The sequence below is a fragment of the Nostoc sp. genome, from assembly GCF_036917435.1.
GTDB lineage: Bacteria > Cyanobacteriota > Cyanobacteriia > Cyanobacteriales > Nostocaceae > Nostoc.
The window spans coordinates 200,452-223,653 of the sequence record NZ_JBALDM010000012.1 but is presented as its reverse complement, the minus strand read 5'-3'; the positions used below and the strand labels follow the sequence as shown (position 1 = coordinate 223,653).

Genomic DNA, 23,202 nt, shown 5'->3' with positions numbered 1-23,202 from the left:
CATGGGGCATGGGGCATTGGGCATTGGTTATTAATTCTTCTGCCTCACTCCCTCATCTCCCGTTCTCCTTCATCAAGTCTAATGCTCTGTATATTAATTACGAATTACGACTTACGAATTACAAGGAGTAATAGCTTGAGCGATGAAAACCTCTTTGATCAGGAGGATTATCAACAGGCACGGGTTGATGAGTGCATCTGGCAAAAAAGCACAGATGCAGGTATGTCGCGCCAGCGCTTTCTGAAAATACTAGCCACTATGGTTGGCGCAACAGTCATTGGAGGGTTAGCTAAACCTGCGCCTGCTCATAGTCAGGCAGTTGTTAAAACCAAAGGCAGTAAAATACTTAAACCATTGCCACCTGGGTATATCTCTCATAGCAAAGGCACATTAGAGATGAACTGGGAAGCGATGTATGGGCGTGGTTATTTAGTGCCAAACGATTGGTTCTATGTTCACAACCGCAGTACACCACCTCCATTTGACCCATCTACGTGGCGTTTGCAAATTCATGGAACTGGCGTTTCTGCACCTTGCGAGTTCACTTACGATGAAATTATCGCTATGCCCTCCATCTCAGTCACTTGCGCCATAGAGTGTGCTGCTAATGGTCGGCGCTTCTTTGAAGAAGCTTACAACATACCACTCCCTGGAACCCGGTGGAGGCTTGGGGCTATTGGTGTGGCTGAGTGGACTGGTGTACCACTAAGTATATTATTAGAGCGGGCTGGATTGAAATCGACAGCGAGAGACGTACTCGTTGAGGGTGCAGATTTTGATTCGCTCGATTCAAAGGACACAAATAAATCCAAGTTTAACAATGTAGTTCCCATCGCCAAAGCACTTGCAGATAACTCACTCGTTGTCTATGCAATGAACGGAGAACCATTACCTCCAGATCATGGCCAGCCATGCCGTGCGCTATTCCCTGGTTGGGGAGGAAACGCCAACGTTAAATGGATTGAGCGGATTGAAGTTTCTGAAACACCGATATATACCCAGTGGGTAACGGAGCAGATGGTACTGGTTGGTGCAGATTATCCAGCGATCGCACCATATAAAGGTAAGCTGATTACCTATCAAAATGTTAAGAGCGCTTTTGAGTTGGCTTGGCCCGCTACACTTTCAGCTAAAACCCACTTACTACGTGGACGTTCTTGGTCTGGAAAAGGAAAAATTGTCAGTGTAGAAGTCAGTCTAGATGGTGGGAAAACTTGGCAATTTGCCCGACTGAGAGAACCAAACTTTCCATTTGCATGGACACGGTGGGACATTGAATGGAACCCAACCCCTGGCGAATATTTTCTCCAAGCTATTGCTACTGACAATTTAGGTAACACACAACCGAGTACAGTTCCGTGGAATGATTCGGGCTTGCTCTACGGAGGCGTTGTCAGCCATCCGGTGACAGTACGGGGATAAGGAGAGACGCGATTATCGCATCTGTACAAAAGCTGGGATTCAAGTGATTAATGCCCAATGCCCAATGCTCAATTCCCAATTCCCATTTATGATTTATGATTGATTTTAGTTGGTTGATTTTAGTGACTGGGGGTCTAATATCTGGAGTCATAGCTGGACTTTTAGGAATAGGTGGCGGTATTGTCACAATTCCTCTTTTAGTCACACTAGGTTATACTCCCGTTCAAGCGATCGCTACTAGTAGCCTTGCGATCGTGATTACTTCAATTTCTGGAAGTTTGCAGAATTGGTGGATGGGCTACTTTGACTTTAAACGAGTAATTTATTTAGGAATTCCAGCCTTCTTAACTACTGGAATAGGTGTATACTTCGCCAATAAAATCCCATCTTATATAATACTCTTTACATTTGGCATCATACTACTCGCTAATATCTATTTGATTGAACTTCGTAAGCAACTGGCCTTCAAAGAAATAGAGAATACAGCCCCAATATTTAACCCATTAGTTTCTAAAATTGGCACTGGAGGAGCAGCAGGAATTTTAGCAGGTTTATTTGGCTTAGGTGGCGGTACTATTATGGTGCCACTGCAAATGTTACTCCTGGGAGAAGAAATTAAAGTAGCAATTCAGACTAGTTTAGGTGTGATTGTCATCACTGCTTTGGCTGCCTGCACAGGACACGCATTAGAGGGAAATATTCTGTTTCTTCAAGGTATAGTTTTGGGATGCGGTGGACTTTTAGGTGTTCAGATAAGTACTCGTTCATTGCCAAAAATTCCAGATTCTACTGTGAATTTAGTGCTTCGTATCTTCTTAGGCACACTATCAATCTATCTTTTTTGGGAAGCTTGGACAAATTATCAACAAATAATTACTATAGCGCTTCTGGGTTGAGTGCAATACAGACCTAACCCTCAACCCCTTCCCTACAAAGGAATAGGAGTAAGATTCAAAGCCTCTCTCCACAACGGCTACGGTATACATAGCTTCAATCTAGTAGGGTGCGTTATGGACGTTAGTCCTAACGCACCGAAAATCTTGGATGGTACGTTAGCCTCCGGCATAACACACCCTACAAAATAGGATTTAGGGTAATTAAATTATTTGTGTATACACGGTAGCTCTTAAGAGGAGAGAGGTCAAAATTGTATATGTCTGCTTGATTATTTTTTAAATATACTAAATTTAGAGTTTTTCTAAAATATATTTTTTTCAAAAGAGGTGAGCTATGAGTATTTTTAAAGTTGAAGTTGTTAAAATCAACAGTATTAATCCTCATCCAAATGCTGATAGGCTAGATATTGTCTCTATTGAAGATATGGGGTATCAAGTAATTATAGCCAAAGGTAAACTTCACGCTGGAGATTTAGCTTTTTATTTTCCTATTGATAGTGTTATTCCAGAAAAGTTTTTGGATGAGTTTGGTATTCGTAACTACTACTCGAAAAAACTGCGGGCTGCCAAACTTCGGGGAATTTTTTCTGAGGGTTTACTTATCCCTGTTGGTAATAACTTTATGGGAAATGTCGGAGACGACTACACAGAGTATTTTGGTGTAACAAAGTACGAATATCCAATTCCTCAAGGGATGAGCGGAGAACTAGAAAGTTTTATTGGACATTACAAATTCCCCAGTCCAGAAAACCTGAAACGTTACAAAAACATCCTAATTGAAGGTGAAGAAGTTGTTGTTACAGAGAAGTTGCATGGAACTAACTTCACTGTCTTAGTTGATGGTGATGGAACAACTAAAATTGGCAGCCATAATTACTTCTGGAAAAACAACGAAGTAAACAAAAAATTAGTTTATATTCGTGCTTACAACGAAAACGAAGTTTTACAGAAACTTCCGCCAGGAACTCAGATTTTTGGGGAAATCTACGGTGTACAAGATATCAAATATGGCTTGAATAATGGCAATATTGGAATTGCTATATTTGCTGTACGTCACGGCAGTTATTTTCTGAATTACAGCGATTTTGTAGCTTTTTGCGAGGAATTTGCTTTGCCAAGGATACCTGTGCTTTATATCGGTGCTTACACTTGGGAAGCGGTGTCTCAGTTCAATAATGCCAATAGTGTAGTCAGTCCCAATTGCATCATGGAAGGCGTTGTTGTGCAACCACTCATTGAGAAAACGCATCCAGAAATAGGTAGAGTCGTCTTGAAGTTGATTAGCGATCGCTATCTACTCCGTAAGGATGGAACTGAACTCCATTAGGTTCAACTCAGTTCAGGTGGCGAGAACCTTAAGGGACTTCCAAAGAAAAAAATCATCAATACCTTTGGTAAGCAGGGGGAAAAAATCTGATAGTCGTATTGGATGCAGGAATTGAGTAATTTAATTTTTGGATGTCCCTAATGAACGTGGATTAAATAAAATGCAAAACTTCATCCTGTCTCACAATCCCTCTCCTTTATAAGGAGAGGGATTGAGGGTGAGGTAAGGCCCGGACATAAACCTGGATGTTATTTAATTCTTATTCCTAACTGATCTTCCAAAATCGAATTACGAATTATTCTATCAAGGTAGCCACCGCGGCCGAAATCCGGCTAAAGGGAGTTGTTCCGGTCTAATTTCAACAGTTGCAGCATCCGCAATGGGTAACAGTGGCATTAACCACAGGCTACTCGTAGCAATGACATCGCCATCATCAGTTTTCAAAGTATTTGTGGGTAATGATGCTGGGGGGCTTGTCTGCGGCACTACTTGGTCAAATAACAAGCCCAAACCGTCAGAAGATAAACTCATTTGCACATTTCGTTGAGCGGGAGGCAGTACTAGCAGTGGTTTCTGTTGCCCGGTTTTCAGATCAATTGCCACCACATAAGGCTGTTCTATGTATTGTTCTTTAGATACTAGCTGTGTCAGCAAGCAGTAGAGGGTGGGTGAAGCAATATCAAATTGGCAACTGAGAATTGAGCCTGTTGTTTTTAATAGTTGTTTCTGCACACCTTGGTTTGTCACCAAAAACAAATCTCGCGTGTAATCTGTATTAAACTTTACCATTGCTGCTTGAGAGCCATCTTTAGAGAAAGCCTGTACCAAACCAAACTGCGGCAGAAAATCTAGGGGTTTACTGGCATCACCTTGCAGTGGTAAAATCGCTGCTCCCTGTCCTTGGGCAACTGCTACAGCTTTACTATCTGGGGTGATCATAAAGTCTCCCCCTGGTTGGCTTTTCAGGCGTTTAGGGGTGGGTTTTTCTGCTGAACCGTCACTGGTTGCTGGCATAAACCATAATCCAAAGTCGCCGGGATTATTTTTGTTTCCGCGCTGGATGACAATAGTTTGCCCATCAGGTGATAAGTCAAATTTCAGGTTTTGATAATCTTTACTATCTAAAACTAGATCAACTTTGCCTCCTGGTTTTGCTTCTTGTCCAGAGTTACTAGAAACACCTGTTGTCACTGTGTATATTTGGGCTGAAAGTAAGTCTTGGTTATTGCTGGCGCGAGCCGAAAATAAAATTTTCTCCCCATCAGGAAATGACTCGAAGTCCATTGCTATCAAGTCTTTGGGAGTAAGTACCCTTTTTTGCTCTTGGGTTAAATTGTATAAAACTAATCGTCCCTGTTCTTCTTTATCGGTTCCTATGTAAAGAATGACGCGATCGCGTGTGTGGAAACTCCCTGTAAAGGGCTGGATCAACCGATTTTTACCTTCTTGCTGTGCAAACTTATCTTTGGCTCCCTGTAACTGCAATTTATAATTCGTGCCATAGGGTGCGGGTGTTAGCAGCGTATAAACCATTCGCCGCGCTGCCCAACTAAATTTACCTGCTAGGGGTGGCTCGATTTTCAAATTATCCTCTACGCTTTTTGTTTCCATTGGGCGACTGAAGGTAAGGGTGAAAGAGTTGTCTTCCGCCCCAATCTGTTGATTTTGCCAGGTAAAGTCCCGCACACGAGCAGTTACCACATCACCTTGCAGTATGATTAACCCAATCAGCACACTTAGCAGTAGCATTAGTGCGATCGCTATCCGATCCAGTGGTTGGATAAATGCTTTAGATTTTGTCATTTGTCATTTGTCATTAGGCATTGGGAATTGGGCATGGGGCATTGGGCATCAACTAATAACTATATGGATTCTGCGGTTGAGGAATCTTTTTGAGAGAAGTAGCAGCAATAGTCAGTTGGCGTTTACCTGCAAGATTTTCTGTGATCATTTGCCCTTCTACTTCCAACCACGCATCGGGGGAATAAGGTTCTTGATTGTTTGGAAGTTTCACCGGTAATCCTACTGGGTAAGCATCTGCTGCACAGCAAGTTAAGACGAATCGTGCTAAGAACAAATATTCTTTTCCTATATCTGGCGGATGGATGACAAATCCCTGAACTTTGACTTTTTGCCCCGTATATGTGTCTGGTTCTGGATAGACATTGACAGTGCGTACCCAGTCTACAAGCGATCGCTCTTCTGGACGAACAGTAGCCCGAAAAGCTTGGGGTTTAACACGTGTAGTTCCCAATAAATCAGCCGTTACACCCCTTTGGAGTGCTTTGTCACTAGCAAAAACTTGTGGTGTAAAAATGAAACCTAAAATCGCTGCAATCAACAATAAAGAACTGCCCCAACCAGGGGGAAATAAACTAATGTGCTGGGCGTTTGGCATCACATCACGACGACGGTGCTGCCAAAGTTCCTGCATCTTCAAGAAACCAATAACGATCAAGCTGATACCAGTCACAACCACGAACCAAATGTAATTTGGGTGAATCAACAGGTTCAGCTTGTTAGTTAGCCAATATCTCACCATCAAAATGCCCCAAGCTGTAATTGCTAGGGCATCTAGCCAAGGGAGTAACAGATTTTGGATTTTAGATTTGGGATTTTTATTAGCCATTAGTTATATGGACATTGGGCATTGGGGATGGGGCATTGGGCATTGGTTATTAGCAAAGAACAAAAGATTGATTCTTTAAAAAACGTGCAAGTTGAGGAAAAGAGTTAACACAAATGTTAATTGTGCTGCTAAAGCAAATAAGTAAAAGACAGTTTTCGGCTTAAAAATAGATAACATCAAACCAATGCTTTTGATATCAATCATTGGCCCAAATACCAGAAATGCTAACAACGAACCACTGCTAAAAGTTGAGGCAAAAGATAGGGCAAAGAAAGAATCGACTGTAGAACAAATTGACACCACTACTGCTAATATCAACATGACCACAATCGAGCTAATAGGGCCAGCACCCAGAGTCAGTATCGTTTCACGGGGGGCTAGAACTTGAATTGCAGCTGCGATCGCACTTCCTAAAATCATCACTCCGCCCAATTCCCGGAATTCTTGGACGCTATTATCTACTACTAAGCGTAGTTTCTCTACAAGGGGTTTATTGGTATAAGAAATTGGCGTAGTTTCTTGTGCCAAATTAGCATCTATCCGCAGAGGTACACCTGCTTTTCCTCCTAAGATATAAGTCCCGGATTGCAAGATATTTGGTATTGCTTCTTGCTCTTGTACTTGGTAACGTTTGCCACGGCGTTTGGTTTCAGGTTGCGCGGGTGGATTAAACTTCATATACCGAGCGATCGCAGGTTGAATTATCGGATTTAAGTCCTTTTGAAAACTGAAAACAAAACCAACAATTGTGGCAATTGCTAGGGAAAATACGACTCGTAAAACCACTATTTCGGGCTGATCTCGAAATGCCGTCCAAGTTGACCAAATTACAATTGGGTTAATTGTTGGTGCTGCTAGCAAAAAACCAATAGCGACTGGTGTGGGTACTCCCTGAATCAGGAACCGCCGCGCTACCGGTACATTCCCGCACTCACACACCGGAAATAAAAAGCCAATCATGCTGCCAACTAAAGCACCCAGCAGAGGATTTTTGGGCATTTTTTCTACTAATTTGCGCTCATCAACAAAAAATAGCAGCAAACTAGAGAATAAAACCCCAAGAAGCAAAAAAGGCATCGCCTCGACTAGCAGACTTAGAAATATCGTAAAACCATTGTTCAGTTGATTCATGTGCGTCGCAGTCAAAAGCGGTTTTTAGTTTTAGGGTTCTGCCTAGTCATTCTACCGAAATGGGGATCAAAAGCAGTCTGGGAAAATTAAACATCATTTAAGTAGCAAGTTCTCTTACGTTTCAAATAGCGCTTAAGCGCTACAAACCTTTGCTTCAGCCAAGATAGTAATTTTTACCTGAGTGCATTTACTGGCAATGACCAGTTCTAAGATTGTCTAAGTTCAGAAATTGTTCCAATTATAGAGGGCGAGTAGCTGCATAGATGATTTGAAGTTACCTATGTTTATACTTACAGTAATTTTCTGGATAAGATATTAGCTTGGCTGTATTTTCATCAAGTATTCACAGTTATTCAACAATTTGCGTAGGCGTAGCCCATTGTAGATATCGCTCTTGATTGCTATAATGATTGATTCTAGGTAGTTATAGCAAAATCTAATCTGAGCTTTGGTTGGTTTTCTACTATAAAAACTCTAAAAAGGCAAGACAAGAGTTTAGCAAACCCGGCAAATGCTTGCAATACCTTGTACTTCCTTTTATTTAAAAATCGCCATTAAACTAGGAGCTTGGACAGTATTCATTACAACAGAAAAGTTGCACAGTAGGCCAGAAAGGTCTTGGACAAACCCCATGAGCAACTGACATCGGGTTTCCAAATTTATTACCAAATAGTTTGAATAATTGTTAATGCCTGAATTTGTAAATCACGAGTAACTAGGGGAAGACCTAAAGAAAAAGCAGTAGCTGCGATGATCCTATCGGGCATATCAGGAACAGTTGCTCTGTCAATTTCTCTTGTTGCGCCAGAAATTTTACGGTCTAAGGGTGCTAATACAATACCCACATTAGGGTCATCCAGAGCATTTAAAATTCTTATTAATACCTCTTGTGCAAAGCGTCCCTTCTCAACCAAATAAGAAATTTCAACTACTGAAATAGCTGAAACATAAATAGGATTACCATCATTTACCGCTTTATCTAAAGCTGTTAAAGCAGTTTTAGATAGTCTATTTAGGTCAAAAATATACCAAATTAAAGCGTGTGTATCTACAACTAATGATGTCATCAGACAATATCCCTGGGAAAATTCCCCCACATTTCTTGACGAGTTTCAGTAATGTCTTTTTCAGTAATATCTACTGCTAAATCACCACATAACCCTCTAATGCTACGTAAGGTAGTTTTAGTAGTATTTTTTTGATACAAAAATTCTGCAAAATTCAATAGCTCTTGCTGCTTATCTATAGGTAACTGGCGCAATTTATCTAAGACTGCTTGCTCAATATTCATAATACTTATCACCTTGTCTGCAAATCACTCAGAACCCAAACTTATTTAATAAATCAGTGTTTTAGTATTCACTGTTAATTACGTTTTTGTGGAGTTCCCCAAATCTTGATTTGTCCATCGAATCCACCACTGGCAAGAATTTTACCATTTGGACTAAAAGCGATCGCACTTACCCAGTCTGTATGTCCACTCAGTGTATTTATTAACTCACCTGTAGTTACATTCCACAACTTAATCCCATCTTTACCGGCACTAGCGAGGGTTTGTCCATCGGGATTAATGGCGATCGCATTTACCCAGTTATTATGTCCTGTAAGGGTGCGGACTAATTCTCCAGTATTAATATTCCACAGTTTGACTGTGCGATCGCGGCTAGCACTAATTAATGTTTCTCCATCTGGTGTAAAGATGACAGCGCTAACAACATTAGAATGAGCTACAAATTCACTGATTAATTTACCAGTAGTCAAACTCCACACCTTGATTACACCCTTACTATCACCACTAGCCAAGGTCTGCCCGTTAGGGCTAATGGCCAGAGTATAAATCAAATTATCGAAGCTTACCAGAGTCCCTAGAGGGCGCTGCTGTAGTAAATCCCATAGACGAATCCCATCCAAAGCCCCACTGATGAGAACTTTACTATCAGGAGACACAGCTAAAGATAATACATTGCTGGTATGTCCGACAAAAGAGCGGCTAAATTTAAAGTTTTTCAGACTCCAGAGGTTAATCGTGTTGTCATCACTACAACTAGCGAGGGTTTGCCCATCTGGTGAAATCACTAAAGACTCTACGGCTGCTTTGTGTGCTTTGTTAATATTCCCTAATTTTTTGCCATTTCCTGGATTCCACAGACGAATAATACCCTCGTTTTCTGCACCTCCACTCGCAAGAACTCTACTATCTGGAGAGAAAGCGAGGGATTTAACAGTTCCGTTATGTCCTCTGAGTGTGTAAAGTAGCTGGGCATTAGCAAAGCCATTGGTAGTTTGGGAGGTTGGTGTTACTTCAACAGCAGCATGAGCTTGATGAATGTAAAACCCTTCGCAGGTAATCACTGGAAGGGCGACAGCTGCCATAAATGCCAGGATAATATTCGTCGGTAAAAAATTACCCCCACCTCTTCCCTCACTACTCACACTTTTTCCTCACTTTTTATATACAAACAAACCACTTAGAATTATGAACTGTCAAGAAACGCTATTAATAGCGTCTCTACTCATAACTCAGCACTCTTAAAGAGGTGGTTTTTTCTTAGAAACGCTTAACATTGGTAAAGGCGCACTAGAAGAACGAGAGGGCAAATAATGTTGCACTACAGGCTCCTCTGGTAGAGGACGGCGCTGTTGGAAACGCCACAACTTAAAGGCTAGCGCTATGCCTGTTGTTCCTAAACCAAAAGCGAACAACGACCAGCTATCATTCAATCCACCAATTAGAGCATCTATAGCGCCCATCGTCACTAATATACTAATTAGTGGCTCTTTTCGGTACGTTGACTTTAGAAAACGAGGTAATACAGCATTCATCACAGCTTGGTTGGTTCCAGTTCAGCTTTTGTGTATATTTACCAAGAATACCTCACCCCTAATTCGCCTTTCTCATCTAAGGCAGATATTAATTATAATTTTCTTTAGTAGGGTAGGAAGTATACTCACTTAATCTGCTTTGCCTATATTAGTTGCAAGTCTATAATATTTCCATCACTAATAGGTATTTCGATTCCTCTCTTGCTTACATTCTAAAACAAAGTAGTTCGCATCAAAATGTTAAAGTCAAAACCAACTGGTTGTTCCATCTGGTTGAAACTGTTTTGACTACTAGTAGTCTGTCAAGAAATAAGTAAGTGGGCAAGAATAAATCAAACTATGTTACGCAATGTAAAAATAATTAAATTGGCTCGTAGTAAGGGCTTTAGCCCTGAGAATAGGGCTAAAGCCCTTACTACAAACCTTTAATTATTTACGCCCACTTACTTAGTTTACGAATAAATCTTCTGTAGAGACGGCGATTTATCACCTCTCTAGAACCATCAAACAAAATGGGTTCGACAGACCACTAGCTTATAACTTCCACCTTATGCTGGTTGGTGGCACTACTTCAGACCCAGCCATAATAGCACCCCTTGATTGGTGACATATTCAATCACCAGCAGCAAAGCAAAGCCAATCATAGCTGCTCGACCATTTAGGCGTTCAGCATATTCGTTAAAGCCAAACTTTGGCTCTTCTAGTTTAGGTGTAATTGTTGGTTGTGTTTGTGTCATTTTTAAGAAACCTTTTTTCGGCAAACGGGATGTTGATATGAGACTTTACAAGAGTTGTCAGGTATGAAGGGTAAAGGAATTGACCCTGCCGATTTTAGATTTTTTTGGTTCATACCCTGTCCTTGGTGGGCAGAACAAATCCAAAATCCAAAATTGATTGACTGGTTCTTTTATCCTTAACCTTTACCCTACACTTAGTAACTTATGAGTCAATTGCAATGCTGGAATGCCAAGATGACTCGATCAATTCAGCAAAAGCTTCCTAGATGGAGCTATACAATTACTCTTTTAATAAATTGTTACTATTCTTCATATATTGTATAAATACTGGGGTAATAGTCAAGGGCTTGAGTTTGGGGCTACTCAGATAAAATTAAGAAACTTAGAACACAGATTAACTATCTCTAATACAGCTATCTGTAATAAGTCGGTAGCAAGCTTGAGATTCGCAGGCTAAAGTTAAACAAAAAAATTATCAGAGGCTATATATGGAAATCGGCGTTCCGAAGGAAAATAAGGATCAAGAATTTCGTGTAGGGTTAAGTCCTTCTAGCGTGCGGGTGCTGAAAGAAAATGGTCACAGCATCTTCGTCGAGACACAAGCAGGTAATGGTGCTGGATTCTCAGATGATGACTACAGAAGTGCTGGGGCTGAGATTGTCCCCACATCAGAGACAGCTTGGAATCGAGAATTGGTTGTGAAAGTCAAAGAGCCGTTGACATCTGAGTATAAATTTTTGCATAAAGGGCAGATATTATTTACTTATTTACATTTAGCCGCCGATCGCAAATTGACAGAGCATTTAATTGATTGTGGCACAACTGCGATCGCTTACGAAACTGTAGAACAACCTGGTGCTAACAAACTCCCTTTGCTCACCCCCATGAGCGTAATTGCTGGTCGGCTAGCAGTACAATTTGGGGCGAGATTCCTAGAACGTCAGCAAGGTGGTAAAGGATTACTTTTAGGCGGTGTCCCTGGAGTCAAGCCAGGTAAAGTAGTAATTTTAGGTGGCGGCGTTGTGGGTACAGAAGCAGCTAAAATTGCGGTGGGCATGGGTGCGATCGTGCAGATTTTAGATGTAAGTGTCGATCGCTTATCTTACCTAGAAACCCTCTTTGGCTCTAGAGTTGAATTACTTTACAGCAACTCTGCTCATATTGAAGCCGCAGTCATTGAAGCCGATTTGCTCATCGGTGCAGTTTTAGTATTAGGACGTAGAGCGCCAACATTAGTATCGCGCGAATTGGTTAAACAAATGCGTCCTGGTTCTGTAATAGTTGATGTAGCCGTAGATCAAGGCGGTTGTATCGAAACCTTACACGCCACATCTCACACAAATCCGGTATACGTTGAAGAGGGCGTGGTGCATTATGGCGTTCCCAATATGCCAGGAGCAGTACCTTGGACAGCAACTCAGGCACTCAATAACAGTACATTACCTTATATCGTCCAGTTGGCGAATTTGGGAATTATGGCTTTGGAAGTTAACCCAGCCTTAGCGAAGGGTGTGAATGTGCAGAATCATCGCTTAGTTCATCCGGCTGTGCAAGAGGTATTTCCTGATTTGGTAAGTTAAGGTGTGGAAGTATTAGGCGTTCGCCTTTGGCGCACCGGAGGTGTTCGCTTATTTTAATAAAAGTAGCGATCGCAATTAGACTAAATTTTCTTGCCTTATGTGCGGATGGGTAGGTGTACAAAATGAGAAGGCGCAAAAAATGGCTGCTGCTCTATCTATACAAAGCTTTCAGGGCAAGAGTACTTCTAAACCATCCGCGCACCTTATGGGGAATGGCTTTCAGCGATTTGCATCTTGTGCTATGACTATTCGCTGTGTTATGATTTTACCATTCGCGCAACTGCACCTTGAAAACCAAATACAGCAGGGCTTTCAGACCCCAGCGATTGCAATTTCTTAAAATCCCTATTAGGGATTGAAACGAGAATTTTCTTTTCTTTAGCAGTAAATAAAAAATTGCAATTTCTTAAAATCCCTATTAGGGATTGAAACAATGACATGGACTGGTGTATTGATTTTAAAATATCATTGCAATTTCTTAAAATCCCTATTAGGGATTGAAACGATGGAGGACGATTCAACAGACATGAGTGAAGAATTATTGCAATTTCTTAAAATCCCTATTAGGGATTGAAACAATGCTACAACAGGTGGTAACAGCTTTGAATTAGCATCAATTGCAATTTCTTAAAATCCCTATTAGGGATTGAAACCGCTTTATCTGTAGCGGTATTAATAAAATTGAAAAAATTGCAATTTCTTAAAATCCCTATTAGGGATTGAAACATATATATTCTGCTGTTTTCGTACTTGTAAGTATTGGATTGCAATTTCTTAAAATCCCTATTAGGGATTGAAACTAGGCGTGGGGGAGCGAGATCACAGAAGCTTTACTTCTATTGCAATTTCTTAAAATCCCTATTAGGGATTGAAACACTGGATTAGAGCTATCACTTGTACAATTTTGTGCAATTGCAATTTCTTAAAATCCCTATTAGGGATTGAAACTCTTTGTTTACGCTCAACTGAAGGGGGTATCCGTCTTCATTGCAATTTCTTAAAATCCCTATTAGGGATTGAAACTGAATCATCAGAAAGCCCGCACAAAAATACTGCTTCTGAATTGCAATTTCTTAAAATCCCTATTAGGGATTGAAACTATTAGCAACCGCAGAAAAAGTGCATCCTAAATCATTGCAATTCATCAAAATCCTTAGTAGTACAAAATTAATTCAGAATTCTGACTCCTGAATTCTGTTTCGAGAAATTTTTTAAAGCATCACCAAACTACCTTCAGCTTCTTCCTTTAACTCATAGCCATTAGCCAGTTTTTCAATTGCTTGGTCAATCATTGCCAAACCTTGATCTACATTTTCAACCAAACTTAGCTGTCCTCGGAGTTCGGCAGCACCTACGAAACCTTTAGCATACCAGGTCATGTGTTTACGGGCTTGACGCACGCCGCGATCGCCTTTATATTCCCACAAGGCTTGCAAATGATCTCTTGCACACTCCAAACGCTGAATCGGGGTAGGTGTCGGTAATATCTCCCCAGTTTTCAGGAAATGATCGATTTCTCCCACCAAATACGGATAACCCAAAGTCCCACGGGAACACATCACACCATCAGCGCCAGTTTGTTCTAAACATTTCACCGCCGCTTCAACGGAAAAAATATCTCCATTGCCAATTACTGGGATAGAAAGCACTTCTTTTACACGAGTAATCCATTCCCAACGGGCATTACCATTGTAGCCTTGGGCGCGGGTGCGTCCGTGGACTGTAATCATTTGTGCCCCTGCATCTTCCATCCGCTTGGCAAAGTCGAGAATAGTAATTTCGTTGTCATTCCAGCCAATACGAGTTTTGACTGTCACAGGGACATCAACAGCTTTTACCACTTCCCGAACAATTGCCTCTGCTACTTCTGGTTGCCGCAACAACGAAGAACCACCACCATTTTTAGTGATTTTATTTACCGGACAACCCATATTAATATCAACAGTATCAGCACCTTCGGCAACTGCCTTAATTGCTGCTTCTGCCAAAAAATCGGGACGACAATCAAATAATTGAACGCTTATTGGGCGTTCATTGGGATCTACCTCCATAATTTTGGGTAACTCCTTGACATAATGCAACCCCGTAGCATTCACCATTTCGGTATACATCATCGAATCTGGTGCGTAGCGACGCACGAGACGGCGAAACACCATATCTGTCACTCCAGATAAAGGCGACTGGAGAACCCGACTTTTTACCTCGAATGAGCCAATCTTTAAGGGTTGGGAAAGTCTAGCTTGGAGAATAGGAGAGAGCGAAATCATACAAAAAATTAAAAATTATAGCAATGGAAAATAGCAGAGTCTGCTGGCTTCATTTTTCTAACTTTTGGATCTTGTTTACCTTTATGGCAAATAAACTACCCTTTGCTTAGACGAAGTAAGTCAAGGGTTTCTACGTTCCCTGACTTAGCCACAGATTTTTGACTATCCGTAATTTTCAGGTTCAACAGAGTTTTATCTTGCTCACAACTCAGAAATACCCAAAAACTACGCACCAATATTTTAGTCACCTCGGTAGATGCATTCTTCGGATTTATTTATCTTTATATAGTTTACCGCCGACTTAGGGACTTCCAACAAATAAATTATCCAATCTTCTGGGGTGGGCAACATGAGTGCCCCGCAGGAAGTTGTTGAGTATCTTTTTGTTTTGATTCCAACTTAAGTAAGTGGGTGTAAGTAATTAAAGGTTTGTAGTAAGGGCTTTAGCCCTGAAAATAGGGCTAAAGCCCTTACTAAGAGCCAATTTGATTAATTTTACATTGCGTAACATAGTTTGATTTATTTTTGCCCACCTACTTAACTTGAGAGTCAGCAGTTATAGGATACCTTCGGTTTCTTCAACTGGAGGACTTAGGCAAAACTACACGCGATAGGGGCAATTCATGAATTGCCCCTACCTGCCACCAATGCCTACGCAAGTGTGATTTTAGCAACATCAAACCCTTTTATTCTCTGCATCTCTCCATTATCCTTATTGATTCTGTGCAAGTATTTAGGAGATTCATACCTAAATGCAACTAAGGCAAATAATTCGTTTGAGGAAGTGCAAACTAATCCGTCACAACCATTATTCAAAATTTTACCTTGAGATTTCAATTTTTTTGATTCTTCTTGACCAATCTCAGACAAGCTGGTTTCGCCTACTTTATTAGTATTGATTCCATAGAAACTTCCATCTGAACACTCAGCTACAGCAGTGACCCGCTTTTGTTCGGGTATTTTACTACGGTCTGTAATTTGACCTGTCTTGAAGTCAATTGTTACTATCTTAGAAAACCCCTTTCCTTTTTCTTTGCCGACTAAAGCAGCAAGTGAGCCGTCTTTCAAGTGTAGTAATTGGTAAACATCTTCATTGTTTTTCAGTCCCGAAATATCTACAGTTTCTAGAGAATTTAAATCGATTAAACGAACTTTTTTGTCCTTTTTCTTTCTTGTACAGGTATAGCTTGCGGCTGCTATGAGTTGGCCGTTTATGAAGGCAAAACCACTCAACCGCTCACAAGTCTCCAAAATTGGTGCGGTAGTCAGCAGGGTCTTAATTTCCTGAGTGCTGACATTAAAAGACTTTACGACGATTGGCTGTAAGATTGATGGAGCTGTTGTGGTTTGGCTTGTGTTAACGAGGTCGGTGGTATTTGAGTTTAGGTTGGTATCGATGTCGTTATCGCTAATACCAGGTTTGATACCTAAAATAACCATGCCTGTACTGGATTGTGCAAGGCCTTTACTGTAAACAAGTCCCACCGCTGCTGCTGTGGTGCTTGCCAGCGCCAACTGACCAAATTGTCTGCGTGTTAAGTTTAGTTTCATCTGTAACTCCCAGAATTACTTGCCGTTTGCCATTGTTCTAGGCTTGCTGTAAGCAAGCGAGATTGGCTGATAATGCTTTGTTTTTGAAATGAATGCTATAGAGCATTAGCTATTAAGCGGAGGCTGGGTATTATACTAATTGAATCCAACTTGCCACCGAGGGAATATTATTGTTGTTAACTACAACCAGCATGTAGTAGCCAGGAGGTGCAATGTTGCGATTACTCGTTATTTGAACCTTGAGAGATTTGCCACTCCTAGAGTTAATCGGCGTATCTACTAGCCGTTGTTCTGTATCTAGACCATGAGTTGTTGCCATTGGTCTAATTAGATGAACCCATTTGATCTTCGTTGCAGGTTGATTTGTATGGATGGTGATTGTGCTGCTATACTTTGCTGTTGTGGGAGCACTACTAATTATGGGTCTTGTCTGCGATATGTACGCCGGACTATAAATTTCTATCTGACTTTCATAAGTACCACGAGTAGGATTTCCTCCTGCTACAACTACTCTGCCATCTGGCAGCAATACTGCAACTGAATGATAGACGCGGCCGTTAACAATTGGTGTCTCTACTGCCGTCCAGGTATTCGTGGCTGGATTATAAATCTCTGCTGGCAGCGTAGATTGTGTTATGTCCTCTTCACCTCTGCTGCCATTACACACAAATACGGTGCGATCGGGTAATAAAACCGCATTATGGTGCATCCTGGCATTCAAGAGAGAGGGTGCTGTTGTATAAGTGGGAGTAGTAGCATTGAGATCTACAATATTGACTCGGTTTGTTGCTACACCTCCTCCACCGCCACCGATAATCATCACCTTTTGGTCTTGAGCGGGTGGGAGTAATACGCTAGCAGCTTGGTTGGCCTGATCTGGAGCTTCCAATCCAGACACTGACTGTTCTACGATCGCTCCATTAAATGTTGAAGGTAAAATGAGAATGCATGGTGAGACACCATTGTTGCCCCCCAATTGAGCGCCTGTATAAAAAAGTACGCCACTATCCAACAAGACCAAGTGGGCATAAAGAGCAAATGCACTGGTTTGTTGTGTAAAAATGTTCCAACCAGTAGAACCGTTAAAAATTTCTGGGTTGCGATCGAGGTTGCCAGTTATATCTAAACCCGATAGAGTAAAAATTCTCCCATCACCCAGCGTTAATACGGTAGGATACCAGCGGCCTCTATTCATTGATGCTACTTTTGTCCAACCTCCGTTGCCGCTATTGGCAGTAAAATTAAATATAAAGGAATCGGTTATACCATAAAATGGGTCATATTGTAGAGTTCCACCTGCAACAAATAGTTGTCCGTCACCTCGGAATGAGTGAGCGGCACAGAAAAGGTCAATAGGTTTTCCACTACTATCTCGTGGGATTGTGGGAGTAGTGAAGGTTCCGTCACTAGGCTTCCAAAGCCTAACCCCTTCAGGGGAATTGTCATAGGCTGTTTGGCTAGGATCGTTACCTGAACCACCAAAGAACAATATCTTACCTGTTCTTCCTAAAGCAGCATGGATAGGATTAATCGGAATTTGAGACGATAGTTGCCAAGGCATTTTTTTGTTAACTCCCCTGGTTAAAAAACTAGAATTGTTGAACTATTGTTCGTGAACTGTATACACCAGCAATGGATGAAAAAACTTTTTTCTACTCCCTTTTGCACGCCAAAGTGTCAAGCTTTTAACTTGAGAACACCTAAAGAGTCTTGAGATTTTTTCTGTCTATCCAACTAAAAATTGTGAAAGCAAAACTTATGTTAAGCAAATTTTAAATTAGATAACAGTAAAAGTTATTCTTGTACTTTTTGCCAAAAGAATATTCTTTATAAAATTAATTAAATCTTTTTCTGGTGATATTTTGGATCAAATTGAGAATGGTTTACGTAATCTTTATCTAATTTTAAATGTATTTGCCTATTGACGGCTTCAATCTTTATCATCTGGACATAAGTTCTTTAAAAATGGAGGAAAAAAAGTGCATTGTCTATGTAGTGTATCCAAGTATAAATCAGGTTGGGTATGATGACAGCTAGCAGAATCTTCTGGTGAAACTTAGTACAGCTTTACGTAAAATCATGGCAATTGAGGGTTGAAATTTAAACGCAAAGGGGCGCAGAGGTAAGCGCAGAGGTACGCAAAGAATTGGCTAGGAATTAATGAAATACTGTATTTAGAAGAATGTGTAATAGCTTATTAAGCCGACTGTGGAAAGCAATCAGCTTAATAAATCCGTGATAATTTTAGTTCCAATTTAGCCGTGAGTTGCACCTTGAGGGGGATGTGAGACAACTTTTTTGGCTAAACCTAAAGTCTGCAAAAATAGGATGCTCCACCAAGTAAGATCAATCTCCCACCAAGACAAACCAGATTTCGCCATGTGAGGATAAGTATGATGGTTGTTGTGCCATCCTTCTCCATAAGTTACCAGGGATACCCACCAAAGATTACGAGCGCCATCATTAGCATCAAAGGTGCGATAACCCCATAGGTGTGATGCTGAGTTCACAAACCAGGTTGAGTGCCAAAGTAAGACACTTCTGAGAAATACTCCGTAGAATACAAAAGACCATCCTCCCAATGCGTATAGCAGTAGCCCGAAGGGTATTTGCAACAGCAAAAAGTAGCGATCCAGCCAACGGTAAAAGGGTTGTTTTGCTAAATCAGGAGCATATTTTTTATAGGTGTCATAGTCAAAAAATTCTGGGCGCGGGTAAAAAATCCACAATATATGGCTCCACCAAAATCCTTTTTGAGCAGAGTAGGGATCTAAGTCTATATCTTCTGTGTGAGCGTGATGCTGGCGGTGTCCACCTACCCAAAAAATTGGCCCACCTTGCAAAGCCATCGCTCCGATGAGGGCGATCGCATACTCTAACCACTTGGGAACTTGGAAACTCTTATGGCTCAACAGTCTATGATATCCCAGGCAAATACCAATGCTCCCGAATAACCAGTGGAGAAACACTAGCAAACCTAATGCTGGCCAGGAGAAAAACCAAGGAGCCATAAGTGCTAAGGCATGAATTGTACCAAAAAATATTACGTTTGTCCAACTGAGTCGAGGTGAGTTGCCTCTCTCAGAGGCGATCGCCCCAAAATTTGCGGTCATAAAAATTCCTGTTGATGGATGATGAAGCAATTTGCCTTTTCTCGGAGCCATCCCACAAGGGATTTACCCCCACTGCACACTAGTTTGTTACAGTAGAGTAAAGCAAGTATCACTTACATTTGTAATGCTAGCAAAACTCTGATATTCTTGCAAGTGCCACTTGCAATTTTTTATGTCGTCTCACCTTATTTCTACTCGTCAACGCCTGATTCAAGCTGCACTTGAATTGTTTTCTGCTCAGGGAGTTAGCGCTACCACAACCCGCCAAATTGCTGAAAAAGCCGAAGTCAATGAAGTGACTCTATTTCGGAATTTTGGTAATAAACATGGACTGCTTTTAGCTGTGCTGGAAGAGTCCGCAGCCTTTAAAGATTTGGGTGAGTCACTGGTGCGACGGGCAACGCCTCCCGGCAATGTTTACCAAGCTCTGAAAGATTATGCAAGTGATAGCTTGCACGCATTAGAACGAGTCCCAGAGTTCGTTCGATCTGTGGTAGGGGAAGCCGACCAATTTCCGGCAGAAAATCGCCGCGCACTAGGCAGGGGAGTAACAGAGGCAAACCGTTATGTAGCTCAGTATTTAGCTACTGTAATTCAGCAAGGACATTTAAATACCTACTTACCGGCAGAGAAATTAGCCAGTTTGCTAAATGGGATGATTTTGGGATATGCCGTAATTGAGTTCACCAGTGAATTTCATGAACTTTGGGAGGATCGGGATGATTTTCTGGAAAATTTGGTGGAGTTGTTTTTACATGGAGCCATGTCATCCTCAGCAGAATCAGCAACAAACGGTTCCCAAGGGGGGGTCAATACCACCGAAGTAGTTGATTTACCAGCTAATTTAGTTAACGAAATTCTGCAACAAGCAAGGAAATCGGGAATCCGAGATTATGCTTTGGCTTATGTGCTATTTGGGGCTGGGTTATCGGCCACAGAAGTAATTTGCTTAGAGCGATCGCAGCAAATCAATGATACTCAAGGGCACTTTTTACAGATCACAATCCCTGGATTTGTCCGTCAAGTACCTGTGAATCAGTGGATTTTGGGCAAACGCTACGGTTCTTTTACTAATAATCCATTAATCAAATGGCTGAAAAGTCGTAAAGATACTCAAACAGCCATGTTTTTGAATGAAACAGGCACACCCATGTCAGAATCAGAGCTTGAGGCACGTTGGCAAGTATGGAGTGAAAGGCTATTAACTCCCCAAGGAAAAACGCCAGCGATCGCTCAGGCACAACAAACCTGGCGCGTAGAAATGTTAATGCGAGGAATCAGCTTAGAAAATCTGATTATCTTAACAGGTTGCGATCGCTCCCAATTACAACCTTATGTCCGCCGAGCCAAAGAAAAAGCCGCACTAGAGCAAGCCACTCGTTTGGATCACAAGCCAGGATAGGATTTTCAGGAGTGGGGGATGAGGGGGATGAGGGAGATGAGGGAGAATAATTACTAACTCCTGTACAGATGCGATTAATCGCGTCTCTACTCCTAACTCATTAATTCAATGGCTCCATAATAGCCCTTAAACCGTTGCTAGAGAGTGTTTTTAGCATTTCTTTAGCATTATATTCGCTGCTAAATACTCCTGCTTGCATCACTCTTTGGCCTTGCCAAACAGTGGGAAATGCACCAGGAGCAATGAATCTTACTAAATCTCGCTCCTTATCAGTTGCAAGTGGCACTACTACGCGATAACGTATACCAAATTGTCTTGCAGAGTTACCGCCATCAGGAATACTTGCAGAACTTGTTTGTATATTGGGAGTATTACTAATGGAGATATTGCTATCAGGAAGTGGTAAAAGTGCTGAAGCATTTGGGGCAGTAGCTTCTACTGTTGGTAATGGCTGCTGTGTTTGATTCCTCGTGCTGAGAACTGAATTGGATGGGTATTCAGGGGCAGTAAACTCAATGGTATTAGGAGCAATTTGCACATAATTTAACTGTGGTGTATTAGTCGGCTGTGTTCGACTAGAAGTTGTAACTCTTGAAGTGTTAGTTGGTATTTGTCTAGCTGATAAGCTGCTAGGAATAGGAAATCTAGCAACTCTATAAGTGGATGGCTGTTGATTGGAGATGGATGCCGAAAGTGGTATGTTCGCAGGCAACAATGGCAGCAGTCTACTGTTTAATTGTCTAGGAACAGGATTACTAGGTGAAATAGTCTTGCTGTCGTTGGTAGTTTGAGATATTTCGGGAGCCGAGAAGGTAATTTCCCCAGTTGGTGGTATTTCTCGTAAGACATTGTTGGGAGCCGGAGCCGGTTGAGAATTTTGAGTTGCTAGTGCGATTGTCCCGTTTATATCTACTTTGCCAGTGATGCGATCGCTCACAAGATTGTTACCACCAGCCGAAATCACCTGTTTAGCAGCGCTGGCGTTAATATCGTAGCGGGCATTATTTTGAAATTGATTACCTCCAGGTTCAGATGCACTACCCAAATCTGGCATTGCTTGAGCGATCGCAACTAAACCATCTTCTTTATTGTCTTGAATAATATTATTCCGTAAAATCGGGCGGGCTTTTGCTTGCACGATAATTCCCGATCTATTGTTCTGAATTTGATTGCTTATAATTATAGGAGCGGCATTTTGAGCAATATTGATGCCAAAACCCGTTTCGTGAAAAACATTTTCCTTCACTTGGGGACTGGAATTCCCGGCAATTGTGATGCCATTGGCTCCATTGCGATCGAAGTAATTCTTGCTAATGGTGGGTGCAGCATTACCACTGACAGAAATCCCATCTTGGGTACTGCCAGTAAATGTATTTTCCACAATTACCGGATCGCTAGATTCAATCCATAAACCGTAACCCCGGCGATTAGGGTTTGTCACCGTTACGCCAGTTAGCAAGGCTTGGGTTGCTCCCACAATTGTGACATTTTGACCGGCAAAGCTGCGGCTCAGGTAATCACCGCCTCCCTGAATGATAATATCCTTACCTTGATTATTAGGGTTGCCTTGAATTGAAACACCTGGTTTCAGCATTAAGGGGAATTCCTCTCCTGTCTCGGCGCTATAAGTGCCTGTGGAGAGCATAATTATAGTATTGGTGTTAGCTAATCGTAAAGCTTGGGTAATTGTTTTCACAGGAGCGGATTGGCTGCCATTACCTGCGCTATCATTTCCACCATTTGGGTTGACAAACAGCACGTTAGCCTGAGAATTTTGGGTTTCACCTTGAGGTGCTGAATTTGGTGTCAATGGAATTTGAGCGATCGCGCTACCCAGGAACGCCATACTTACCGCTTCCATGCTTATCGTCAAAGATAATACTGATAAACTAAAAAATAAGAGCTTTGCTGATTCCAGAAACTTCCGTTTTGCAAGCATAATATCTACTTTACGGTACTTATAGAACACCCGACAGTGAATCATATTTAACACCCATCCCTAGAAGTTACAATAAATTTTTATACTCTGAGAGAGTATTATGTCGATAATATTACTCATATATTGACCGATTGGCAATTTTGAATACAGGGTAATAAACGATATTGTGCCTGTTCAACAATTACTCTCTAACTAAATAGTATCTATGCAGTCTCAGTTTAATTTGCCTATTGTAGATTTTCTGATATATCTCTTTCGGCTAGTCCTTTGTAAGCTTGTCATTTACCCTAAAATACTTGACTAACCTTAGTGCAAAACTGTAGCCTCAAACTACCCTTATCACTGCTTATAGGAACATGAGATAATTTATCACAACTCTCACTCC

18 protein-coding genes and 1 CRISPR repeat array are annotated in these 23,202 nt (G+C 41.3%); of the genes, 5 read left to right on the top strand and 13 right to left on the bottom strand.

Annotation, left to right across the window (positions count from 1 at the left end):
• Window positions 1–135: 135 nt before the first annotated feature.
• The 3 genes from V7K98_RS05585 (at window position 136) to V7K98_RS05575 (ending at window position 3,645) form a co-directional block, all read left to right on the top strand.
• A complete protein-coding gene (locus tag V7K98_RS05585) occupies window positions 136–1,422 on the top strand; it encodes a sulfite oxidase (protein WP_335019832.1) in 1,287 nt (428 codons plus the stop codon).
• A 95-nt stretch (window positions 1,423–1,517) separates the two neighbouring features.
• The gene (locus tag V7K98_RS05580) at window positions 1,518–2,318 is read left to right on the top strand and encodes a sulfite exporter TauE/SafE family protein (protein ID WP_335019831.1); all 801 of its coding nucleotides are present in this window, start codon (window positions 1,518–1,520) and stop codon (window positions 2,316–2,318) included.
• Window positions 2,319–2,652: 334 nt separating this feature from the next.
• The gene (locus tag V7K98_RS05575; protein ID WP_335019830.1) at window positions 2,653–3,645 is read left to right on the top strand and encodes an RNA ligase (ATP); all 993 of its coding nucleotides are present in this window, start codon (window positions 2,653–2,655) and stop codon (window positions 3,643–3,645) included.
• 303 nt (window positions 3,646–3,948) lie between these two features.
• On the opposite strand, the gene V7K98_RS05570 is transcribed toward V7K98_RS05575, so the two are convergent.
• From V7K98_RS05570 to V7K98_RS05535, 8 genes are all read right to left on the bottom strand, one after another.
• Complete coding sequence (locus V7K98_RS05570) at window positions 3,949–5,448, bottom strand: hypothetical protein (RefSeq protein WP_335019829.1); 1,500 nt, start codon at window positions 5,446–5,448, stop codon at window positions 3,949–3,951.
• A gap of 52 nt (window positions 5,449–5,500) precedes the next feature.
• Window positions 5,501–6,274 carry a TIGR03943 family putative permease subunit gene (locus V7K98_RS05565; RefSeq protein ID WP_335019828.1) on the bottom strand — a complete coding sequence of 258 codons (774 nt, stop codon included), beginning with the start codon at window positions 6,272–6,274 and terminating at the stop codon, window positions 5,501–5,503.
• 75 nt (window positions 6,275–6,349) lie between these two features.
• Window positions 6,350–7,405, bottom strand: a complete 1,056-nt coding sequence (locus V7K98_RS05560) for a permease (protein WP_335019827.1) — start codon at window positions 7,403–7,405, stop codon at window positions 6,350–6,352.
• Window positions 7,406–8,067: 662 nt separating this feature from the next.
• Complete coding sequence (locus V7K98_RS05555; RefSeq protein WP_335019826.1) at window positions 8,068–8,472, bottom strand: type II toxin-antitoxin system VapC family toxin; 405 nt, start codon at window positions 8,470–8,472, stop codon at window positions 8,068–8,070.
• A complete protein-coding gene (locus tag V7K98_RS05550) occupies window positions 8,472–8,696 on the bottom strand; it encodes a DUF2281 domain-containing protein (protein ID WP_335019825.1) in 225 nt (74 codons plus the stop codon). The genes V7K98_RS05555 and V7K98_RS05550 overlap by 1 nt, the downstream gene beginning before the upstream one ends.
• A gap of 74 nt (window positions 8,697–8,770) precedes the next feature.
• Window positions 8,771–9,838 carry a WD40 repeat domain-containing protein gene (locus V7K98_RS05545; protein ID WP_442940393.1) on the bottom strand — a complete coding sequence of 356 codons (1,068 nt, stop codon included), beginning with the start codon at window positions 9,836–9,838 and terminating at the stop codon, window positions 8,771–8,773.
• Window positions 9,839–9,934: 96 nt separating this feature from the next.
• Window positions 9,935–10,228 (bottom strand): hypothetical protein, encoded by a 294-nt coding sequence (locus V7K98_RS05540; RefSeq protein WP_335019824.1) that lies wholly within the window; start codon window positions 10,226–10,228, stop codon window positions 9,935–9,937.
• Window positions 10,229–10,794: 566 nt separating this feature from the next.
• Entirely contained in the window at window positions 10,795–10,965 is a 171-nt protein-coding gene (locus tag V7K98_RS05535) for a hypothetical protein (RefSeq protein ID WP_335019823.1), read from the bottom strand.
• A gap of 488 nt (window positions 10,966–11,453) precedes the next feature.
• Here V7K98_RS05535 and ald point away from each other — a divergent pair, with 488 nt between their 5' ends.
• Window positions 11,454–12,545, top strand: a complete 1,092-nt coding sequence (gene ald / locus V7K98_RS05530; protein WP_335019822.1) for an alanine dehydrogenase — start codon at window positions 11,454–11,456, stop codon at window positions 12,543–12,545.
• 325 nt (window positions 12,546–12,870) lie between these two features.
• Window positions 12,871–13,644: direct repeats of the CRISPR family, unit length 37 nt; unit sequence ATTGCAATTTCTTAAAATCCCTATTAGGGATTGAAAC.
• Between the two features lie 112 nt (window positions 13,645–13,756).
• On the opposite strand, the gene dusB is transcribed toward ald, so the two are convergent.
• From dusB to V7K98_RS05510, 4 genes are all read right to left on the bottom strand, one after another.
• Window positions 13,757–14,812: a tRNA dihydrouridine synthase DusB gene (gene dusB, locus V7K98_RS05525; protein ID WP_335019821.1), complete on the bottom strand. Its 1,056-nt coding sequence runs from the start codon at window positions 14,810–14,812 to the stop codon at window positions 13,757–13,759.
• Window positions 14,813–15,463: 651 nt separating this feature from the next.
• Complete coding sequence (locus V7K98_RS05520) at window positions 15,464–16,363, bottom strand: hypothetical protein (protein WP_335019820.1); 900 nt, start codon at window positions 16,361–16,363, stop codon at window positions 15,464–15,466.
• Between the two features lie 130 nt (window positions 16,364–16,493).
• Window positions 16,494–17,924, bottom strand: coding sequence for a galactose oxidase-like domain-containing protein (locus tag V7K98_RS05515; RefSeq protein ID WP_335019819.1), 1,431 nt, complete (start codon window positions 17,922–17,924; stop codon window positions 16,494–16,496).
• 694 nt (window positions 17,925–18,618) lie between these two features.
• A complete protein-coding gene (locus V7K98_RS05510) occupies window positions 18,619–19,476 on the bottom strand; it encodes an acyl-CoA desaturase (RefSeq protein WP_335019818.1) in 858 nt (285 codons plus the stop codon).
• Between the two features lie 172 nt (window positions 19,477–19,648).
• Here V7K98_RS05510 and V7K98_RS05505 point away from each other — a divergent pair, with 172 nt between their 5' ends.
• Entirely contained in the window at window positions 19,649–20,878 is a 1,230-nt protein-coding gene (locus V7K98_RS05505; RefSeq protein WP_335019817.1) for a TetR/AcrR family transcriptional regulator, read from the top strand.
• A gap of 100 nt (window positions 20,879–20,978) precedes the next feature.
• On the opposite strand, the gene V7K98_RS05500 is transcribed toward V7K98_RS05505, so the two are convergent.
• Entirely contained in the window at window positions 20,979–22,862 is a 1,884-nt protein-coding gene (locus V7K98_RS05500; RefSeq protein WP_335019816.1) for a DUF1565 domain-containing protein, read from the bottom strand.
• Window positions 22,863–23,202 lie beyond the last annotated feature (340 nt).